Source organism: Pseudomonas sp. GW821-FHT07B01 (assembly GCF_059419065.1).
The window spans coordinates 77,547-94,760 of record NZ_JBWKRA010000015.1 but is presented as its reverse complement, the minus strand read 5'-3'; the positions used below and the strand labels follow the sequence as shown (position 1 = coordinate 94,760).

At 59.0% G+C, this 17,214-nt stretch carries 20 protein-coding genes and 1 tRNA gene; 1 reads left to right on the top strand and 20 read right to left on the bottom strand.

Translation table 11 applies throughout. The annotated features are described in order from the left end of the window. Window positions 1–10 precede the first annotated feature (10 nt). From AC07S6_RS17820 to AC07S6_RS17735, 18 genes are all read right to left on the bottom strand, one after another. Window positions 11–1,723, bottom strand: coding sequence for a ShlB/FhaC/HecB family hemolysin secretion/activation protein (locus tag AC07S6_RS17820; protein WP_495112703.1), 1,713 nt, complete (start codon window positions 1,721–1,723; stop codon window positions 11–13). 389 nt (window positions 1,724–2,112) lie between these two features. Next, window positions 2,113–2,188: transfer RNA gene (locus tag AC07S6_RS17815), tRNA-Lys, on the bottom strand. 123 nt (window positions 2,189–2,311) lie between these two features. Then, on the bottom strand, window positions 2,312–2,959 hold the full coding sequence (gene queE, locus AC07S6_RS17810) for a 7-carboxy-7-deazaguanine synthase QueE (protein ID WP_495112702.1): 648 nt from the start codon (window positions 2,957–2,959) through the stop codon (window positions 2,312–2,314). A 164-nt stretch (window positions 2,960–3,123) separates the two neighbouring features. Next, window positions 3,124–3,954 (bottom strand): tol-pal system protein YbgF, encoded by an 831-nt coding sequence (ybgF, locus tag AC07S6_RS17805; protein WP_054898000.1) that lies wholly within the window; start codon window positions 3,952–3,954, stop codon window positions 3,124–3,126. 6 nt (window positions 3,955–3,960) lie between these two features. Next, the gene (gene pal, locus AC07S6_RS17800) at window positions 3,961–4,461 is read right to left on the bottom strand and encodes a peptidoglycan-associated lipoprotein Pal (protein WP_003193861.1); all 501 of its coding nucleotides are present in this window, start codon (window positions 4,459–4,461) and stop codon (window positions 3,961–3,963) included. Between the two features lie 55 nt (window positions 4,462–4,516). Then, complete coding sequence (gene tolB, locus AC07S6_RS17795) at window positions 4,517–5,797, bottom strand: Tol-Pal system beta propeller repeat protein TolB (RefSeq protein ID WP_032874245.1); 1,281 nt, start codon at window positions 5,795–5,797, stop codon at window positions 4,517–4,519. Between the two features lie 17 nt (window positions 5,798–5,814). After that, on the bottom strand, window positions 5,815–6,888 hold the full coding sequence (gene tolA / locus AC07S6_RS17790; RefSeq protein ID WP_003193863.1) for a cell envelope integrity protein TolA: 1,074 nt from the start codon (window positions 6,886–6,888) through the stop codon (window positions 5,815–5,817). Beyond that, window positions 6,888–7,340 (bottom strand): protein TolR, encoded by a 453-nt coding sequence (tolR, locus tag AC07S6_RS17785; RefSeq protein ID WP_161793227.1) that lies wholly within the window; start codon window positions 7,338–7,340, stop codon window positions 6,888–6,890. Before tolR ends, tolA begins: the two co-directional genes overlap by 1 nt. Window positions 7,341–7,363: 23 nt before the next feature. After that, complete coding sequence (gene tolQ / locus AC07S6_RS17780) at window positions 7,364–8,059, bottom strand: protein TolQ (RefSeq protein ID WP_003193865.1); 696 nt, start codon at window positions 8,057–8,059, stop codon at window positions 7,364–7,366. 1 nt (window position 8,060) lies between these two features. Continuing rightward, complete coding sequence (ybgC, locus tag AC07S6_RS17775; RefSeq protein ID WP_014719714.1) at window positions 8,061–8,516, bottom strand: tol-pal system-associated acyl-CoA thioesterase; 456 nt, start codon at window positions 8,514–8,516, stop codon at window positions 8,061–8,063. A gap of 139 nt (window positions 8,517–8,655) precedes the next feature. Next, window positions 8,656–9,714 (bottom strand): Holliday junction branch migration DNA helicase RuvB, encoded by a 1,059-nt coding sequence (ruvB, locus tag AC07S6_RS17770; RefSeq protein ID WP_003193867.1) that lies wholly within the window; start codon window positions 9,712–9,714, stop codon window positions 8,656–8,658. Beyond that, entirely contained in the window at window positions 9,715–10,326 is a 612-nt protein-coding gene (ruvA, locus tag AC07S6_RS17765; RefSeq protein WP_003193868.1) for a Holliday junction branch migration protein RuvA, read from the bottom strand. Window positions 10,327–10,396: 70 nt separating this feature from the next. Next, window positions 10,397–10,921, bottom strand: coding sequence for a crossover junction endodeoxyribonuclease RuvC (gene ruvC, locus AC07S6_RS17760; RefSeq protein WP_495112701.1), 525 nt, complete (start codon window positions 10,919–10,921; stop codon window positions 10,397–10,399). Window positions 10,922–11,093: 172 nt separating this feature from the next. Continuing rightward, window positions 11,094–11,840 (bottom strand): YebC/PmpR family DNA-binding transcriptional regulator, encoded by a 747-nt coding sequence (locus tag AC07S6_RS17755; protein ID WP_105228200.1) that lies wholly within the window; start codon window positions 11,838–11,840, stop codon window positions 11,094–11,096. A gap of 135 nt (window positions 11,841–11,975) precedes the next feature. Further along, window positions 11,976–13,751 carry an aspartate--tRNA ligase gene (aspS, locus tag AC07S6_RS17750; protein WP_005790914.1) on the bottom strand — a complete coding sequence of 592 codons (1,776 nt, stop codon included), beginning with the start codon at window positions 13,749–13,751 and terminating at the stop codon, window positions 11,976–11,978. A gap of 108 nt (window positions 13,752–13,859) precedes the next feature. After that, window positions 13,860–14,081 carry an FmdB family zinc ribbon protein gene (locus AC07S6_RS17745; RefSeq protein ID WP_003193872.1) on the bottom strand — a complete coding sequence of 74 codons (222 nt, stop codon included), beginning with the start codon at window positions 14,079–14,081 and terminating at the stop codon, window positions 13,860–13,862. A gap of 162 nt (window positions 14,082–14,243) precedes the next feature. Beyond that, window positions 14,244–14,597, bottom strand: a complete 354-nt coding sequence (locus AC07S6_RS17740; protein WP_197882523.1) for a ribbon-helix-helix domain-containing protein — start codon at window positions 14,595–14,597, stop codon at window positions 14,244–14,246. 180 nt (window positions 14,598–14,777) lie between these two features. Beyond that, the gene (locus tag AC07S6_RS17735; RefSeq protein WP_003193874.1) at window positions 14,778–15,251 is read right to left on the bottom strand and encodes a Dps family protein; all 474 of its coding nucleotides are present in this window, start codon (window positions 15,249–15,251) and stop codon (window positions 14,778–14,780) included. Window positions 15,252–15,677: 426 nt separating this feature from the next. Between AC07S6_RS17735 and AC07S6_RS17730 the strand changes: the two genes are divergently transcribed. After that, the gene (locus tag AC07S6_RS17730) at window positions 15,678–16,280 is read left to right on the top strand and encodes a cold-shock protein (protein ID WP_003193875.1); all 603 of its coding nucleotides are present in this window, start codon (window positions 15,678–15,680) and stop codon (window positions 16,278–16,280) included. 70 nt (window positions 16,281–16,350) lie between these two features. Here AC07S6_RS17730 and AC07S6_RS17725 read toward each other — a convergent pair whose 3' ends face one another. Together AC07S6_RS17725 and AC07S6_RS17720 are read right to left on the bottom strand one after the other, a co-directional pair. After that, entirely contained in the window at window positions 16,351–16,557 is a 207-nt protein-coding gene (locus tag AC07S6_RS17725) for a SlyX family protein (RefSeq protein WP_005790924.1), read from the bottom strand. Window positions 16,558–16,560: 3 nt separating this feature from the next. Further along, complete coding sequence (locus AC07S6_RS17720) at window positions 16,561–16,986, bottom strand: HIT domain-containing protein (protein ID WP_495112700.1); 426 nt, start codon at window positions 16,984–16,986, stop codon at window positions 16,561–16,563. Between the last annotated feature and the right edge of the window lie 228 nt (window positions 16,987–17,214).

The window sequence follows — 17,214 nt, the reverse complement described above, 5'->3', positions numbered from 1 at the left end:
GGGCGTTGAATTACAGGAAGAAATCCATGCGGAAGTAGATCGGTGCCTCGCGCTCAAGCAGCGCGGCCGGTCGTTCCAAGGAGTGGGCGAAGGTCACGCTGGTGCTCACGTGCTGGCCGCGGGCGAACAGCTCAAGGGAGTTGCTCGAGACGCGGCCGTGCACCTCGCCGTTGTAGCGACCATTGCGGATCACGCCCTGGTCGTAGCCCACGCTGGCACCGTACTCGCCGAACACCGGGCGCAGCCAACCGAGGGTCACCGGGCGGCTCCAGCGCAGGTCATTGCGCCAGTAACCGCCGCTGTCGCCGGTCAGTTGCTGATCCTTGTAGCCGCGTACCGACGCCGAGCCACCGAGGCTCATGCGCTGGGGGCTGAACAGCACGTCTTCGCTGCGTTGGCCGGTGGCCAGGCTGGTGAAACTGAACGACTCGCCCCACAGCGTGAAGGGTTGCAGGTAGCTGACGGTGGCGGTGTATTTGCGGTAGCGCGCATCCGGCACGCCAGGCAGGGGGTTGTGATTGCCTTGGGCGTCGAAGGCGCCGGTGCCGTTTTGCATGCCCACATCGACGTTGACGAACGCACTGCCGATACGACGACCATGGTTGATGCCCAACTGCAGTTCACTGAGGCGGTTGCTGCTCTCTTTGAGGCGGCTGCTATCGATGTAGTTGTTGGTGCGCAGGTGGGACAAGCCGACGTTGAGCGACGTCTTGCTCACGGCATCACGGTGGATCACCCGCTCAGCGCGTAACTGATGGTTTTCACTGTCACCGGTTTGCTTGAAGTCGAAACCGTCGCCCTGGACGACCGAACGGTAGTCGCTCTGGTTGTAGCTGTAGCTGAAGTTCCACCAGCCCCAGGGCACGTTGTAGTAGAGCATCGCATTCTTGGAGGTTTTCTGATGGTCGCTGACCGCGTCATGGCCGCCACGCAGAATCAGCTGATCGGCCAGGCCCAGCGGGCTGTCCCACTCAAAGCCGGTGCCCCACTGCTGTTCGCCGGTGCTTTTCTGGCCATCGTTGTTACGTGAAAGGCTGGCGCGCCATGGCTTCTGCGGGTTGTTTTTGACCAGCACCGAACTGCCGCCCACGGCATCGCCTGGGGTCAGTTCCATTTGGGCTTGGTTGGATGGCAAACGGTTGAGCTGGTCGACGGCCTGTTCGATTTCTCGCAGGTTCAATATCTCGCCGCTTTTGCCGGGGAAGGCCATGGCCAGTTCGCGGTCCGACAGCTTGCTGGTGTCGGCGCCCTTCAAGCCTTCGAGTTTGCCTTCCACCACCAGCACTTGCAGGTGCCCCTTGGACATATCTTGCTGGGGCAAGTAAGCGCGGCTGGTGACTAGGCCTTTGTCGATGTAGAAGTCGGTGAGGTCTTTGAGCAGGGCGTTGAGTTGTGAGACGCCCAGGCATTGACCGGTGTACGGCTTGAGCAACCGCCCGCGTTCAGTGGCAGGCAGGTGCTCGGCACCCTGCAGTTCAATGGTTCGGATCGGGAAACAACGGCTGTCCACCGGGGCCGCCGGTGCTTCGGGCCTGGCCTCTTTACCGGGCAGCTCTTTGAGCTGTTCCAGGCGCCGCTGCTGGTCTTCCAAAAGGCGGTTTTGCCGCTCGCGGATCAGGTCCTGATCACCCGGGAGGGTTGCCGCCATCACGCTGTGGGAAACGAGGCAGGCAAGCAGGGCAATACTCAGTGAATACCGAGTCCGTGGCAGTTGGGAAGACATGTTCGATCCATCGAATTTACGAAGGGTGGCAAACTAACATCGTCCGCTCTTCACGCCAATAAACCGACTGCATTTTAGGAAATTTCTTAAAAAATTCGTAAACATCTGACACATAAGAAAAAATTAAAAAAACAGGAAAGAATTTCGTTTGAAGTTCCGGGTTAGTTTCCGACCAGCGGTATCCGGTTTGATACACATGAAGGCGCATACGAACGACCGGGCTCTTCGGTCCGCGCCGGTCTGCGTATGAATATTGAATTTAAGGAATGCTTTTTGGACGGCGACGGAGTCTGGGCAAGGGACGACTCGGACCTGCCAAATGACAGGCAAAAAAAAACCCGGAAATCCTCACTTGCGTGGGCCTTCCGGATTTTCTAAACCGCCAAAAATGGTGGGTCGTGTGGGATTCGAACCTACGACCAATTGGTTAAAAGCCAACTGCTCTACCAACTGAGCTAACGACCCGCTGTGTGGTGGCGCGTATAATACTGATTTCTAAGGATTATTCAACACCTTATTTTAAATAAATCAGAAAAAACGCATTTGAACGGTAATTCGGTGGGTAGAACGCCTCTCGCAGCCGCCTGATCAGCGCCCTGGCTCGTCGTTCCACAGGTACTTGTGCAGCTGCAATTGCAGGCGTACCGGCAGGTTGTCGGCCACTATCCAGTCGGCCAGCTCCCGGGCGTTCAGGTCGTGATGGCTGGGCGAGAACAGCACCTCGCCCGCACGACGCTCCAGGCCATACTGGATCAGCTTGGAGGTGGCCCAGTCGTAATCGTCGCGAGAACAGATGACGAACTTGACCTGATCGTTGGCCGTCAGCAAGTCGATGTTCTCGTAGCGGTTGCGGTGGGCTTCCTTGGAGTCCGGGGTCTTGAGGTCGACTACTCGGCTGACACGCGGGTCGACCGCAGAGATGTCCAGGGCGCCGCTGGTTTCCAGTGAGACCTCGTAGCCGGCGTCACACAGCCGCTTGAGCAATGGGATGGCATTGGGTTGCGCCAATGGCTCACCGCCCGTCACGCAGACGTAGCGCGGCCGGTAGCCGGCAACCTGTTCCAGGATGTCGTCGAGGGTGCGTACGGTACCGCCGCTGAAGGCGTAGGCGCTGTCGCAGTATTGGCAGCGCAATGGGCAGCCGGTCAACCGTACAAAGACAGTGGGCAGGCCAGCAGTGCGCGTTTCACCCTGCAACGAGTAAAAGACTTCGGTAATACGTAATGTGTCTTGCATAGTCGCCACGGGCGTAACAGCTAAACAGGCTGTCCGCCTCCGTCAGGCACTTCAAGGGATTGCGCCAACGCGTCAACCCCAGGAAGCGTGTTTCATAAAAGGGCGTGGATTCTAACGAAAAAACCCGCGACAAGCGCGGGTTTCTTCTGAACGGGCTGCACTGCTTACAAGCGTTGCAGGTCCCGTTGGGCCAACTGAGCCGCGGAGGTACCCGGGTACTGGGCAACCACCTGCTGCAGAATGCCTTTGACCTTGTCGGTATGACCCAGGCGGCGTTCTACATCAGCGAGTTTGTACAGCGAATCCGGCACCTTGGCGTGCTTGGGGTACAGCTGGCTGACCTTGGCAAAAGCCTGGCCCGCGCCCTGCAAATCACCCTTTGCCAGGTTGACCTCACCCAACCAGTACTGGGCATTGCCCGCGTATTGGCTGTTAGGGTATTTGCGCAGGAAAGCGGTAAAAGCCTGGCTGGCTTTATCGAAGTCCTTGGCCTTGATCAGGTCGAAGGCTGCATCGTAATACAGTTTTTCCTTCGCTGGATCACCCGGCTCGCTGCTGGCAGCAGGGGCAGCCGCGGCGGCCCCCGCTGCTGCGCCACCGGCAGCGGCACTGGGTGCGCCACCGGTAGAAGAATTATCAGGAGTAGCGGCAGGTGCAACACCGGCTCCAATACGACGGTCAAGATCCTGGTAACGCTCCAGGCCTTCTTGCTTCAGCTGGTTCACTTGGTTCTGCAGAACTTCAATGGCGCCTTGTTGCTGGGCCAATTGATCCTGCATGCGTTGCAGCTGGTTGAACAGTTCGCCCTGTGCCGAGGGAGCGGACGTAGCCGCTCCCCCCGCATAGGCGCCGTTCGTGCCATAACCTGCTGGCGGATAACTGCTCCCGCTATTGTTATAGCCTGAGTTGCTATCCGTTACAGGAACCGCAGCCCACACCGCAAGCGGTGCGAAGCTGAGAGCCAATACAGTTAGAGCACGACGGCACGTTCGCATGACGAATTACTTACGCAGTTCGACGCGACGGTTCTGAGCCCACGACTGTTCGTCGTTGCCAGTTGCAACTGGACGCTCTTTACCGTAGGAAACCAGTTCCAGCTGGCCTGGAGCAACACCTTGCAGTACCAGGTAGCGCTGAACGGCTTTCGCACGACGCTCGCCCAGTGCCATGTTGTACTCACGAGTACCACGGGCGTCAGTGTTACCTTCCAGAACAACGCGAGCGCCGTTAGCTTTCAGGTCCTTGGCGTGAACGTCCAGAGCGCGCATGGCTTCTGGCTTCAGGTCCGAACTGTCGTATTCGAAGTAGAAAGTGGTGATAGCGCGCAGAGCAGCTTCTTCGCTCAGGGAGCCGTCGACCGCACCAGTGTTGGCGCCGTAACCAGCGTTTGGATCAACAGCTGCGCCTTCACCGGCATTGTCGCCGCCTTTAGAGGAGCAACCAACGGCTACGGACAGAGCCAGAGCCAGAGCAGCAAACTTACCAAACTTCAGCATTTCCATCGTGAAACTCCTAATGAACCCCAGTGTGTTAAGTACTTCTTTTTGTAGCGCCGCGTCAGTTCAGGTAAGGGGACCAGGATGGTTCTCTGACTTCGCCTTGTGCGGTAGGAAGTGGGAGCCTTACGCGTCCATTGATGGACACGAGCATCAAGACTCCCCGGCCCTGCTGGCGGGTGGCGTAGATTACCATGGTGCCGTTGGGCGCAACAGTGGCTGACTCATCAAGGTTGGTATCTGTAAGGATTTTTACGGTTCCGCGCTGCAAATCCTGGGCCGCAACCCGGAAATTAGTGAAACCATCCTGACGGTGAATCATCACCAACGTCTTTTCATCGGCCGAAAGCTTGGGGTTGGCGTTGTAGTTACCAATAAAGGTCACACGTTCCGCACCGCCGCCGTTCACATTTGCCTTGTAGACCTGAGGCTTGCCGCCACGGTCGGAGGTGAAGTAGATGGTCGAGCCATCCTTGCCCCAGAACGGTTCGGTGTTGATGCCCGGGCCGCTGGTCACACGCGAGAGTTGACGCGAGGCCATGTTCATCACGTAGATATCCGGGTTGCCGTCCTTGGACAGCACGAAAGCCAGGCGCGAACCATCCGGCGACCAGGCTGGCGCACCATTGAGGCCTTCGAAGTTGGTGATCTGCTCACGACGGCCAGTATCGATGTGCTGCACAAAGATGCGCGGACGACGCTGTTCGAACGATACGTAGGCAATACGCTTGCCATCCGGCGCGAAGCGCGGCGACAGGATTGGCTCACGGGACTGCAGCAAGGTCACTGCACGTGCACCGTCGTAGTCCGAGCGCTGCAGGGTGTAGCGGGTGTTGTCTACCGAGAAGCGCTCAGCGGTGACGTACAACAGGCGCGTCGAGAACGCCCCTTTGATACCGGTGAGTTTCTCAAACGACTGGTCCGAGATGTAGTGGGCCATGTCGCGCAGTTGCTCGGCGGTACCCGATACGCTGCCGGTCAACACCTGCTGCTCGGTGGCCACGTTGAACAACGTGTACTGGATCTGCAGGCGACCGCCGGCCGGCGTGATGCTGCCGACCATCAGGTACTGGGCACCGACGGCCTTCCAGTCACGGAAGATGACTTCGCTGGCCTGGGTTGGCTGGCTGATCATGTTGCCTTTTGGAATCGGCGCGTAGTAACCGGAGTTACGCAGGTCGTCGCTGACGATCTGGGCCATGTCGTCCGGCAGCACGCTGCCGCCCTGCCAACCGAACGGCACGACTGCAATCGGGGTGGCCCGATCACTGCCGCTGGTTACCAGGATGTTCTTTTCATCCGCCGCCGCTATCCCTGCCATACAGCAAATAACGACAAGCATTCCTCGAAGAAGGTTTCTCACAAGGCTAGATCCTCAGGTGTGAATGTCATCTTGAATGAACGATAGGGAGCGAAGTCACTTGGTTTCATTCCCTGCATCTCGGTCAACCGGCCAATATTCTTGACCGCGGCAACCGCCGAACTGTCGAACGAACCGTCACCACTGGACTTGGCCACGCTGACCGAAGTCACCGTACCGTCCGGCAACATGCCGATCTGCAGCACTACTGTCATGCCTTTACGTGCCGAAGGTGGACGTGTCCAACCTTCCGCTGCCCGCGCCCGAATCAGGTCGTCGAAACTGCCCGCGACTTCATCGCCACGCTCATCGGCCAAGGCTTGCTGACGCTGCGGCGTGTCGGAAAGCAAATCTGCCAGGGCCTGGGCCTTTTTCTCTTCGGCGGATTTGCGTGCTGCTTCCTGTGCCTTTTTCTTGGAGGCGTCGGCGGCAGCTTTCTTCTTCGCTTCGTCGGCGACTTTCTTCTTCGCCTCGTCTGCTTCAGCTTTTTTCTTGGCGTCTTCGGCGGCTTTCTTCTTCGCGTCTTCGACTATCTTTTTCTTGGCTTCTTCAGCGGCCTTTTTCTTGGCCTCTTCTTCGGCAGCCTTCTTGGCTTCTTCTTCCGATTTCTTCTTGGCTATATCAGCCAATTGTTTCTCTTCGGCCTTTTTCGCTTCGGCAGCTTTCTCGGCTTTCTTGGCTTCATCAGCCTTTTTCGCCTCGTCGGCCTTCTTGGCTTCGTCAGCCTTTTTCGATTCCTCGGCCTTTTGAGCCGCCTCTTCTTTCTTTTGTTCCGCAGCAGCCTTCACCGCTTCCTGCTCGACCTTCTTCTGTTCCATCTGCTCGACTTCAGTCTGGCGCGCGGCCGACTTCTGGGCCTCACCCGCAATCTTCTGATTGGTCTGGGTGGTGGCCTGACTTTTCGATTTCAGCTGATACAGGGTCGCCTGCACGATCGGCTTGGCTGGCGGCAGGTCCGGGGTCATGGCAAAGCTGACGAACAGCATGCCGAACACCAGGACGTGCAGGGCAATTGCCCACACGCCAGGCCAGAAGTAGCTTTCCGAGGCGGACGGCTCTCGCTGTTGCTGCATCAGGGCGCCTCGGTAATCAAGCCAACGTTACCGACGCCGGCCTTCTGCAGCCCGCCCATGGCGCCCATGACGGAGCCGTAGTCGACCGATTTGTCACCCCGGATAAACACCTGGGTGTGCTTGCCGCCTTCGTTGCCGGAGCGAATGATCTTGGTCACCGCATCGGTCATGGCAGGCAAGGTCAGGGCCTTGTCCTGCTGCTTTTGCGTGTCGACTTCGCTGCCAAGGTTCCAGTAATAGGTCTTGTCAGCCTTGATCGAAATGGTCAGGACCTGAGTGTTGTTGTCCTGCGGCAAGGCTTCACTGGAAACCTTGGGCAGATCAACCTTCACGCCCTGGTTGAGCATCGGCGCGGTCACCATGAAGATCACCAGCAGCACCAGCATCACGTCGATGTAAGGCACTACGTTCATCTCGGCGACCGGCTTGCGCTTTTTGCGAGCTCGAGCGATTAAAGCCATTGGGAATTACCTGCTTATTCTTCGCTGGTGTGCACTTTACGGTGCAGGATCGCCTGGAATTCATCGGCGAAGGTGTAGTAACGGCCGATCAAGGTTTCGCTGGTTGCGGCAAAACGGTTATAGGCGATTACTGCGGGGATAGCGGCGAACAGGCCGATCGCGGTGGCGATCAGGGCTTCGGCAATACCCGGGGCCACGGTGGCCAGCGTGGCTTGCTGCGCCTGGGCCAGGCCGCGGAAGGAGTTCATGATCCCCCATACGGTACCGAACAGGCCGATATACGGGCTGACGGAACCGACGGTGGCGAGGAACGGCAGGCCCTGCTCAAGTTTCTCTTCTTCGCGGGAGATGGCCACGCGCATGGCACGGGCCACACCTTCCATCACCGCTTCAGGATCGACACCCGGCTGCTGGCGCAGGCGCGAGAACTCCTTGAAGCCGGCACGGAAGATCTGCTCGACGCCCGAATCCGGGTCCGGGTTGCTGCCGGCCTGGCGGTACAGTTTGGACAGGTCGATACCCGACCAGAAGCGCTCTTCAAAGCTCTCCAGGGCACGTCGACCGGCGCGCAACATGTTGCTGCGCTGAAAAATCATGACCCAAGAGGTAACCGATGCGGCTACCAGTGTCAGCATGACCAGTTGAACCACGACACTGGCATTACTGACCAGGCTCCACATGGAGGAATGGTCGACGACGGTAGGTTCCACGCTAAATCTCCTGCTTTGATTGTTGACCCGCGCCGCTCACGGCGGCAAAGGCCGCGCGTAGAGTTTCGGGAATGGCCCGAGGTTTCAAGCTATTGGTGCGCACACACGCCACCAGGAACTGCCCCTCACAGAGCAGCGTTGCATCCGTGGCCCGCCTGACCTGCTGTTTGAAACGCAGGCTGGCACGGTTCAATTCGATGACTTCAGCACTGACCAGCAACTCATCGTCCAGTCGCGCCGGCGCGTAATACCGCGCCTCGCTGGAATGCACGACGAATAACAGGTCCTCGCCTACCAGCTCGGACTGGGCAAAACCCAACTCCCGCAGCCGCTCGGTTCGAGCCCGTTCCATGAATTTCAGGTAATTGACGTAATAAACGATGCCGCCGGCATCGGTGTCCTCGTAATAAACGCGACAGCGATGTGCGAACGACTGATCCCCGTTTTGCGCGCGCATACTCTAGTGCTTACTCCTCAGGTTGCCAATTGGCTGGGCAACTGTTTTTTCATTCCTGAACGCTTTTGCAGTGACTCAAATGACGACGCCAGACACTGGGACAGCACAAAGCTCAGATAAATCGTCCGGCGTAAGCTTTTTAATCGTCTACCGCATCGAGGAATTCGTCTACCACGGGCATCTCTCCCAATCGTGACGGAATGTTTAGCCCAAAGTGCAGGTAAGCATGACGCGTCACCACCCTGCCCCGCGGGGTTCGCATGATGTAGCCCTGCTGAATCAGGTACGGTTCCAGCACATCCTCAATGGTATGGCGCTCTTCACTGATGGCTGCGGCCAGGCTGTCCACGCCCACCGGGCCACCGTCGAATTTCTCGATCATGGTCAAAAGTAGGCGTCGATCCTGGTGATCAAAACCATGTTCGTCCACATCCAGCAGGTTCAAGGCAAGGTCCGCCACGGCCTTGGTGATATGGCCCTTGGCACGCACCTCGGCAAAGTCTCGCACGCGGCGCAGCAAACGGTTGGCAATTCGTGGCGTACCGCGAGCGCGTCGAGCGATTTCAAAGGCGCCTTCCGGGTCCAGGGGCAAGCCGAGGATGCTCGCCGACCGGCTGACAATGGTCGCCAGATCGGCGGTGCTATAGAACTCTAGACGTTGAACAATGCCGAAACGGTCTCGCAGCGGGTTGGTCAGCATGCCCGCACGGGTGGTCGCGCCCACTAGGGTGAATGGCGGCAGGTCGAGCTTGATCGAGCGGGCCGCAGGGCCTTCGCCAATCATGATGTCGAGCTGAAAGTCCTCCATGGCCGGGTACAGCACTTCCTCGACAATCGGTGATAACCGATGGATCTCGTCGATAAACAGTACGTCATGGGGTTCAAGATTGGTCAGCAGCGCCGCCAGGTCTCCAGGACGCTCCAGCACGGGGCCGGAGGTGGACTTGATCGACACGCCCATTTCCTGGGCGATGATATTGGCCAGGGTGGTCTTGCCCAAACCCGGCGGGCCGAAGATCAGGGTGTGGTCCAGGGACTCACTGCGCCCGCGAGCGGCCTGGATAAACAGCTCCATCTGCTCGCGCACGGTGGGCTGGCCGATGTATTCGGCCAGGCTCAACGGGCGGATGGCCCGGTCCTGGACTTCTTCACGGTCACGCGGGCCGGTGGCCGCGATCAGACGATCGGCTTCAATCACTTAAATCATTCCCTTCAAGGCACGGCGAATCATGTCTTCAGCGCTCAGGTTCTTGTCCTTGATGGCCGATACGGCCTTGCTGGCTTCCTGAGGCTTGTAGCCCAGGGAGATCAGCGCATTGACCGCATCGCTTTCCGCGCTGGCGACCTGGGCCGCCGGCATATCCGGCTGGTTCGGTACCAGGGCGAACATGCTCGGTACCACCTCCCAGGCTTTGAAGCGGTCCTTGAGCTCGACCAGCAAGCGCTCGGCAGTTTTCTTGCCGACGCCCGGCACCTTGGTCAGGGCCGAGGTATCCTGGGCCGATACAGCACGCACCAACTCATCCACTTCCAGGCTCGACATCAAGGCCAGGGCCAATTTGGGCCCCACGCCATTGAGACGAATCAGCTCGCGGAAGAAATCGCGGTCACGCTTGCCGATGAAACCATAGAGTAGTTGCGCGTCTTCGCGCACCACTAAATGAGTGTGCAAGGTTATCGGCTCGCCGACCGACGGCAGGCGATACAGGGTGGTCATGGGCACTTCCAGCTCATAACCCAACCCATTCACATCCAGAATCAGGTGCGGCGGCTGTTTCTCAGCCAGGGTGCCGCGCAAGCGTCCAATCACGGTTCAGATCCTTAAAGCTGGGGGGTCAGATCGGAGCCTGACCGCAAAAATAACGATTGCGCTGATGCTATCAGAGACGCAGGCGCCCGCCACGACTACGTGCTGCGCCCAAGCCGTGAGGCAACAGGCTGGAGCGGGTATGGGCATGGCAAATGGCGATGGCCAGGGCATCCGAGGCGTCGATCTGTGGCTTTGAAGTGAGCTTGAGCATGTGCATGACCATCATCTGCACCTGCTCCTTGTTGGCGCCACCGGTGCCGACCACGGCCTGCTTGACCTGGGTCGCGGTGTATTCAGCGATCTCCATGCCCTCCTCGGCAACCGCCACGATGGCGGCGCCACGGGCTTGGCCAAGCTTCAACGCCGAGTCGGCATTCTTGGCCATGAAGACTTTTTCGATGCCCATGGTGACCGGGCCGTAGGTCTGGATGACTTCACGTACGCCGCGATAGACGATCTGCAGCCGCTCGGCCAATTCCCCTGCGCCAGTGCGGATGCAGCCCGAGGCGACGTACACACAGCCGCGTGGGGTCTGCTGCACCACGCCAAAACCGGTGATGCGCGAACCGGGGTCGATACCTAGGATTAAAGTCATAACGCCTGCGGGTTGGATTTACAACGGTATGTGCCAGGCACACATTTGTGTAACAGCATAGAACCCCCTGTGGGAGCTGGCTTGCCTGCAATGCGGGCACCTCGGTGCTTCTGTCAAATCGAGGTGATGCTATCGCAGGCAAGCCAGCTCCCACAGCGGATATTCATCGTTCTTAAGCGAGCTGTTCGGCCACAGACTCAGGGATGTCGGCATTCGAATACACATTCTGCACGTCATCCAGATCTTCAAGCATGTCCAGCAGCTTCAGCACCTTCTGGGCACCGTCCAGGTCCAGTTCGGCACTGGTGGTCGGCAGCATCACGATTTCCGCGTCGGTGCCGTTGAAACCAGCGGCTTCCAAGGCGTTACGCACGGCGTAGAAGCTGGCAAACGAGGTGAACACATCGATGGAGCCGTCTTCGTTGGTCACGACGTCATCGGCATCCGCTTCCATTGCGGCTTCCATCAGCGCGTCTTCATCGGTGCCCGGTGCGAAGGTGATCTGCCCCTTGCGCTCGAACAGGTAGGCCACCGAACCATCCGTGCCGAGGTTGCCGCCGCACTTGCTGAACGCATGACGTACGGCTGCCGCGGTACGGTTGCGGTTGTCGGTCATGCATTCGACCATCACCGCCACGCCGCCCGGGCCGTAGCCTTCATAGGTCAGCTCGACCATATCGTCGGTGTCGGCCGCACCAGCACCACGGGCCACGGCGCGGTCGATGATGTCGCGGCTCATGTTGGCGCCCAGCGCCTTGTCCAGCGCCAGGCGCAGACGCGGGTTGGAGCCCGGGTCACCGCCACCCTGGCGGGCCGCGACGGTTAGTTCGCGAATCCACTTGGTGAAGATTTTGCCTTTCTTGGCATCCTGACGCTCTTTGCGGTGCTTGATGTTCGCCCACTTGGAATGGCCAGCCATAACACAACTCCGAATTCTCTAGAAACCTTATCAATCTCGCCCCAGGCGAGATTTCCCTCTTTTAAACGCAAAGGCGCATCCGAAGATGCGCCTTTTTGACTGCGTACAACCTTATCGCGCTTTCACGCTGCAGCCTTACTCAGCCTTCGGCGTCTCGCGCAGGCGGATGTGCAGCTCGCGCAGGGCCTTGGCATCCACCACCCCCGGAGCCTGGGTCATGACGTCCGCAGCGCTCTGGGTTTTCGGGAAGGCGATCACTTCACGGATCGACTGGGCGCCGGTCATCAGCATCACCAGACGGTCCAGGCCGAACGCCAGGCCACCGTGCGGCGGCGCGCCGTATTTCAGGGCGTCGAGCAGGAAGCCGAATTTCTCTTCCTGTTCCGCTTCGTTGATGCCCAGCAGGCGGAATACCGCTTGTTGCATCTCTTTGCGGTGGATACGGATCGAACCGCCACCCAGTTCAGTACCGTTCAACACCATGTCGTAGGCACGGGATAGCGCGCCTGCAGGGTTGGCTTCCAGCTCTTGCGGGGAGCACTTAGGCGCGGTGAACGGGTGGTGCAAGGCGCTGAAGCTGCCGTCGTCGTTCTCTTCGAACATCGGGAAGTCCACAACCCACATCGGTGCCCATTCGCAGGTCAGCAGGTTCAGGTCGTGACCGAGCTTGATCCGCAGCGCGCCCAGGGCCTCGCTGACGATCTTGGCCTTGTCGGCGCCGAAGAATACGATGTCGCCGTCAACCGCACCGACGCGATCAAGGATCGTGTTCAGGTTGGCTTCAGGGATGTTTTTCACGATCGGCGATTGCAGGCCGTCGACACCGTTGGCGCGCTCGTTGACCTTGATGTACGCCAGGCCCTTGGCACCGTAGATGCCGACGAACTTGGTGTAGTCGTCGATCTGCTTGCGCGGCATGCTCGCGCCGCCAGGCACACGCAGGGCGGCGATGCGGCATTTCGGGTCGTTGGCCGGGCCGCTGAACACCTTGAAGTCAACGTCCTTGAGCTGGTCGGCCACGTCCACCAGTTCCAGCGGGTTACGCAGGTCTGGCTTGTCGGAACCGTAGCGGCGCATGGCTTCTTCGAAGGTCATGTGCGGGAATTCGCCGAACTCCAGGTCCAGCACTTCCTTGAACAGGTTGCGGATCATCTGCTCGGTCAGGCCCATGATCTCTTTTTCATCGAGGAAGCTGGTCTCGATGTCGATCTGGGTGAATTCCGGCTGGCGGTCAGCGCGCAGGTCTTCGTCACGGAAGCACTTGGCGATCTGGTAGTAGCGGTCGAAACCGGCCACCATCAGCAGTTGCTTGAACAGCTGTGGCGATTGCGGCAAGGCGAAGAAGCTGCCCGCGTGGGTACGGCTCGGTACCAGGTAGTCACGCGCGCCTTCCGGGGTGGCCCGGGTGAGGATCGGGGTTTCGACGTCGAGGAAGCCGTTTTCATCCAGGAAGCGGCGGATGCTGGTGGTCATGCGCGAGCGCAGGCGCAGCTTCTCGGCCATTTCCGGACGACGCAGGTCCAGGAAGCGGTAGCGCAGGCGGGTTTCTTCGCCAACATCAGAGTATTCGTTGAGCGGGAACGGCGGGGTTTCCGACTCGTTCAGCACTTCCAGCTCATAGCCCAGCACTTCGATGCCGCCGGACGCCATGTTCTTGTTCACGGCACCGGCCGGACGCAGGCGTACCTTGCCAGTGATCTTCACTACGTATTCGCTGCGCACGCGGTCGGCGGCGGCGAAGCTTTCGGCGCGGTCCGGGTCGAACACTACCTGGGCCAGACCATCACGGTCACGGATATCGAGGAAGATCACCCCGCCGTGGTCGCGGCGACGGTGAACCCATCCGCAAAGGGTGATTTCCTGACCTTCCAGGGTCTCGTTCAGTTGGCCGCAATAGTGGCTGCGCATCATGGTCGTGGTTTCACTTCTCGTAATTCGAAATTCGGTGGCAGGCCCGCCTCGTCACCGTACATTAAAGCAGGGGACGGATAATGCAGGAGCCTGCGCGTAGAGTTCAACTCAGTCTGCTTTGTCGCCGCCGGCCAGGTTCTTCTTGGCACCGGTCTTGAAATCAGTCTCGTACCAGCCGCTGCCGCTCAGGCGGAAGCCCGGCATGGACAACATCTTCTTCAACTCAGGTGCCTGGCAGGCAGGGCAATCGACCAGCGGCGCGGCGCTGATCTTCTGAATGGCTTCCAACTGATGACCACAGGAAGCGCATTGATAGTCGTACATGGGCATGGAGATGTCTCGGCGATCAGATCGTTACAGCGCCACGCCCTGCCCTGTGCATAAAGCCCGGCATGCGCAGCAAAGCGCGGGATTATATCTGGTAAATCAACACAGCGCAGCCGGCTTTGTGCCCAGGACCCGGCCCGTCGGGCTGAAGGGCCGGCCATCGGACTACTGCGCGAGCGTATCCCCGGAAGTGAGGGCGCCCCGACCTTTGAGGACGTGAACCACGCACACCACCCTCACCAGCCCACTGAAGTTCTTCACGCCTCCATAACGCAAATGCACTTCCCGATCGACATAGGACAACAGCGCACTGACCGAACAGGTATTGAGCCTGGCGATTTCCGTCAGGATATTCCAATAGATCTGCTCAAGCCGCAGGCAGGTAGAAAACCCATTGAGCCTGACCGAACGGGACAGTGGCTTGGCCAGCTCCATATCAAAACCCTTGGTAAAAGGGTCGACCTTTATCTTGTGAAAACCACAGGCTTCCATCATTCCCTTACCCACTCCACGTGACATACACCTGACACTCCATTGCCAAACAGCAGCCAATGGGCTTCTCCCATTGGACGATGGCCTATAAAACAGCAGCCAGCGCAGGGCAGCCAGAAGACGGGGAGTTGTTAGTTGTAGGACAACGCCAGGAAGCGCAGGGAAACCAGCAGGCGGCGCCGAAAAGGCGCCGCCTGGGTTCGACAGTTACTGGTTTTCAAGCAGGGAGCGCAGCATCCACGCGGTTTTCTCATGAACCTGCATACGCTGGGTCAAGAGGTCCGCCGTCGGCTCATCACTGACTTTGTCGAGCAATGGGAAGATGCCTCGCGCGGTACGCGTGACCGCTTCCTGACCGGCCACCAACTGCTTGATCATCTCTTCGGCGCTCGGCACACCCTCTTCTTCCTTGATGGAGGACAGGCGGGCGTAAATCGAATAGGCACCCGGCGCCGGGAAGCCCAGGGCACGGATACGCTCGGCAATGGAGTCCACTGCCAGCGCCAGCTCGTTGTACTGCTCTTCGAACATCAGGTGCAGCGTACGAAACATGGGGCCTGTGACGTTCCAATGGAAATTGTGGGTCTTCAGATACAGAACATAGGTATCGGAGAGCAGGCGGGAAAGTCCGTCGACGATGGATTTACGGTCTTCTTCACTGATACCAATATCGATTGCCATGTGTTTCCCCTTCAATTGACGAGCATTCATTGATCAGGTGCAGCTCCACTCTAGCAAGAGAGTGCGCCACGTGCAGCCCGACACACTCGGGCGGCATGCGGCAAATCGCCCCGCACCGCCTGCGGGATCTGACTTGGCAAGCCTGTTTACCTGTAGGAAGGGTCTTGGCCGCCACTGAAAAATCCCGCACCTGTCTAGGACAAGCGTTTGACGCGGAAATGCCGTGGCCGTGGCAACACCCCGAAATGCTTGATTTGAGTAGGCACAGCCTTTGCTGTTAAATAGACGCGGTGTGGCTGCCGTTTATTCCTGCGGCACGTCACATAGGCTGATACCCGCGCACGTGCTCAACGCCTCCCATTGTTCAGAAGCGAACCGTGCCAGTCAGCTCTTCCTTGTGATCCGTCTTAACGTGAGTTAACCAAAATGTTGAAAATCGTCCACCTGCTAACGGGCGTTGCAGCCTTGCTGCTGTCCTTTATTCCGAGCCTGCAGCCTGAAAGCCTGCCGTACCTGGAACAACACGACGCCCTGTACCTGGCCTTGTTCGGCCTTCTTAACCTGACGCTCGCACCGGTAATCCCTTACTGGAACAAAGGCACGCGTCATCAACTGCAAAACTTGGTCAGTGCGCTGCTGGTGCTGACTGTTGTCGTACAAACCCTCACCCTCCTGGCGCCCATGCCTGAAGTCGGGGGCCATCCGGCCATCCTGCTCAGCCTGGTGATCGCTGTGGTCGCCATCGTTCTTCACCTGGCCATCAGCTTCTACCGCTCGTCTCCAGCGGCCGCGTCGCAAAACTATGACATGACCAACCGGGATACCGGGACCGTCAAGTGGTTCAACACCTCCAAGGGCTTCGGCTTCATTTCCCGCGACTCGGGCGACGATATCTTCGTCCACTTCCGAGCCATTCGTGGCGAAGGCCATCGCGTCCTGGTCGAAGGCCAGCGCGTAGAGTTCTCGGTGATGAACCGTGACAAGGGCCTGCAAGCCGAAGACGTCATCGCTGCCCTGCCGCGTCGCTGATCCCAGCCCTCGCAGCAAAAAAACCGCGATCCAGCCTTGGCTGGGTCGCGGTTTTTTATTGCTTGCGCACTCAATAGTGTGGCGGCGGCGCTTCTTCTTCGGATGACTCGAACTGCCCGCCCATTTCTTCCTGGCGCTTGAGCAGTGCAGTCATTTGCAATTGCAGGCGTTCGACAGCCCGCTGCTGGGTGACCAGGATGTCATTGAGGGTTTCAATGGTGTCGTCCTGGAAGGCCAGGCGGCTTTCCAGGTCGGTGACGCGTTCTTGCAGGTCCATGGTTCAGTCCTGGGTAAAGATGAAGTCGGCAGGCAATAGCTCGCGCAATCGGCTGCGAATCGCGACCACCTGCTCTTCGGTGTAGGGCCGGGCCGGGTGCTTGCCCCACACGGGGGCTGGCCAGGCGGCGTCATCGCGCTTGCGCACAATCACATGCACATGCAACTGGCTGACCACATTACCCAACGCGCCGATGTTCATCTTGTCGGCCGCCAGCCCCTCGTTAAGCAGCTGCGCCAGGGCCGTCGTTTCTTGCCACAAGGTTTGTTGATCTGCGACATCCAGTTGAAACACTTCGCTGATACCTTCGATGCGCGGCACCAGGACGAACCAAGGGTAATTGGCGTCATTGGACAGCAGCAGGCGACAGAGCGGGAAGTCCCCAATGGCCAAGGTATCTTGTTGCAGGCGTTGATCTAAGGCGAACACGTGGCACTCCGTTCGGCAGGTCGGTAACAGGTGCCCAGCATACCTTCGAATGCCCAAGGCTTCACGGGCAATGCTGGCGGCCTTGAGGCATCCAGGCAAAAAAATGCACCCTTTAGAGGCAATAGCCCAGGTGAGCAACGCTAGGCCGGGCCTCAACGGGATGCACCAAAATAACCCACCTGTGCCTCAAAGGGATCCGCCGATTACCCACTGATAAGGGTCAACCGG

Coding starts and splice junctions, on each gene's coding strand:
- aspS (WP_005790914.1), bottom strand. CDS start 13,751: ATGATGCGCAGCCACTATTGCGGCCAACTGAACGAGACCCTGGAAGGT.
- tolA (WP_003193863.1), bottom strand. CDS start 6,888: ATGCAGCAACAGCGAGAGCCGTCCGCCTCGGAAAGCTACTTCTGGCCT.
- AC07S6_RS17725 (WP_005790924.1), bottom strand. CDS start 16,557: ATGGACCTGCAAGAACGCGTCACCGACCTGGAAAGCCGCCTGGCCTTC.
- AC07S6_RS17740 (WP_197882523.1), bottom strand. CDS start 14,597: ATGTCACGTGGAGTGGGTAAGGGAATGATGGAAGCCTGTGGTTTTCAC.
- ruvC (WP_495112701.1), bottom strand. CDS start 10,921: ATGACTTTAATCCTAGGTATCGACCCCGGTTCGCGCATCACCGGTTTT.
- tolB (WP_032874245.1), bottom strand. CDS start 5,797: ATGCTTGTCGTTATTTGCTGTATGGCAGGGATAGCGGCGGCGGATGAA.
- AC07S6_RS17745 (WP_003193872.1), bottom strand. CDS start 14,081: ATGCCCATGTACGACTATCAATGCGCTTCCTGTGGTCATCAGTTGGAA.
- AC07S6_RS17820 (WP_495112703.1), bottom strand. CDS start 1,723: ATGTCTTCCCAACTGCCACGGACTCGGTATTCACTGAGTATTGCCCTG.
- pal (WP_003193861.1), bottom strand. CDS start 4,461: ATGGAAATGCTGAAGTTTGGTAAGTTTGCTGCTCTGGCTCTGGCTCTG.
- AC07S6_RS17730 (WP_003193875.1), top strand. CDS start 15,678: ATGTTGAAAATCGTCCACCTGCTAACGGGCGTTGCAGCCTTGCTGCTG.
- ybgF (WP_054898000.1), bottom strand. CDS start 3,954: ATGCGAACGTGCCGTCGTGCTCTAACTGTATTGGCTCTCAGCTTCGCA.
- ybgC (WP_014719714.1), bottom strand. CDS start 8,516: ATGCGCGCGCAAAACGGGGATCAGTCGTTCGCACATCGCTGTCGCGTT.
- queE (WP_495112702.1), bottom strand. CDS start 2,959: ATGCAAGACACATTACGTATTACCGAAGTCTTTTACTCGTTGCAGGGT.
- AC07S6_RS17755 (WP_105228200.1), bottom strand. CDS start 11,840: ATGGCTGGCCATTCCAAGTGGGCGAACATCAAGCACCGCAAAGAGCGT.
- AC07S6_RS17735 (WP_003193874.1), bottom strand. CDS start 15,251: ATGGCAATCGATATTGGTATCAGTGAAGAAGACCGTAAATCCATCGTC.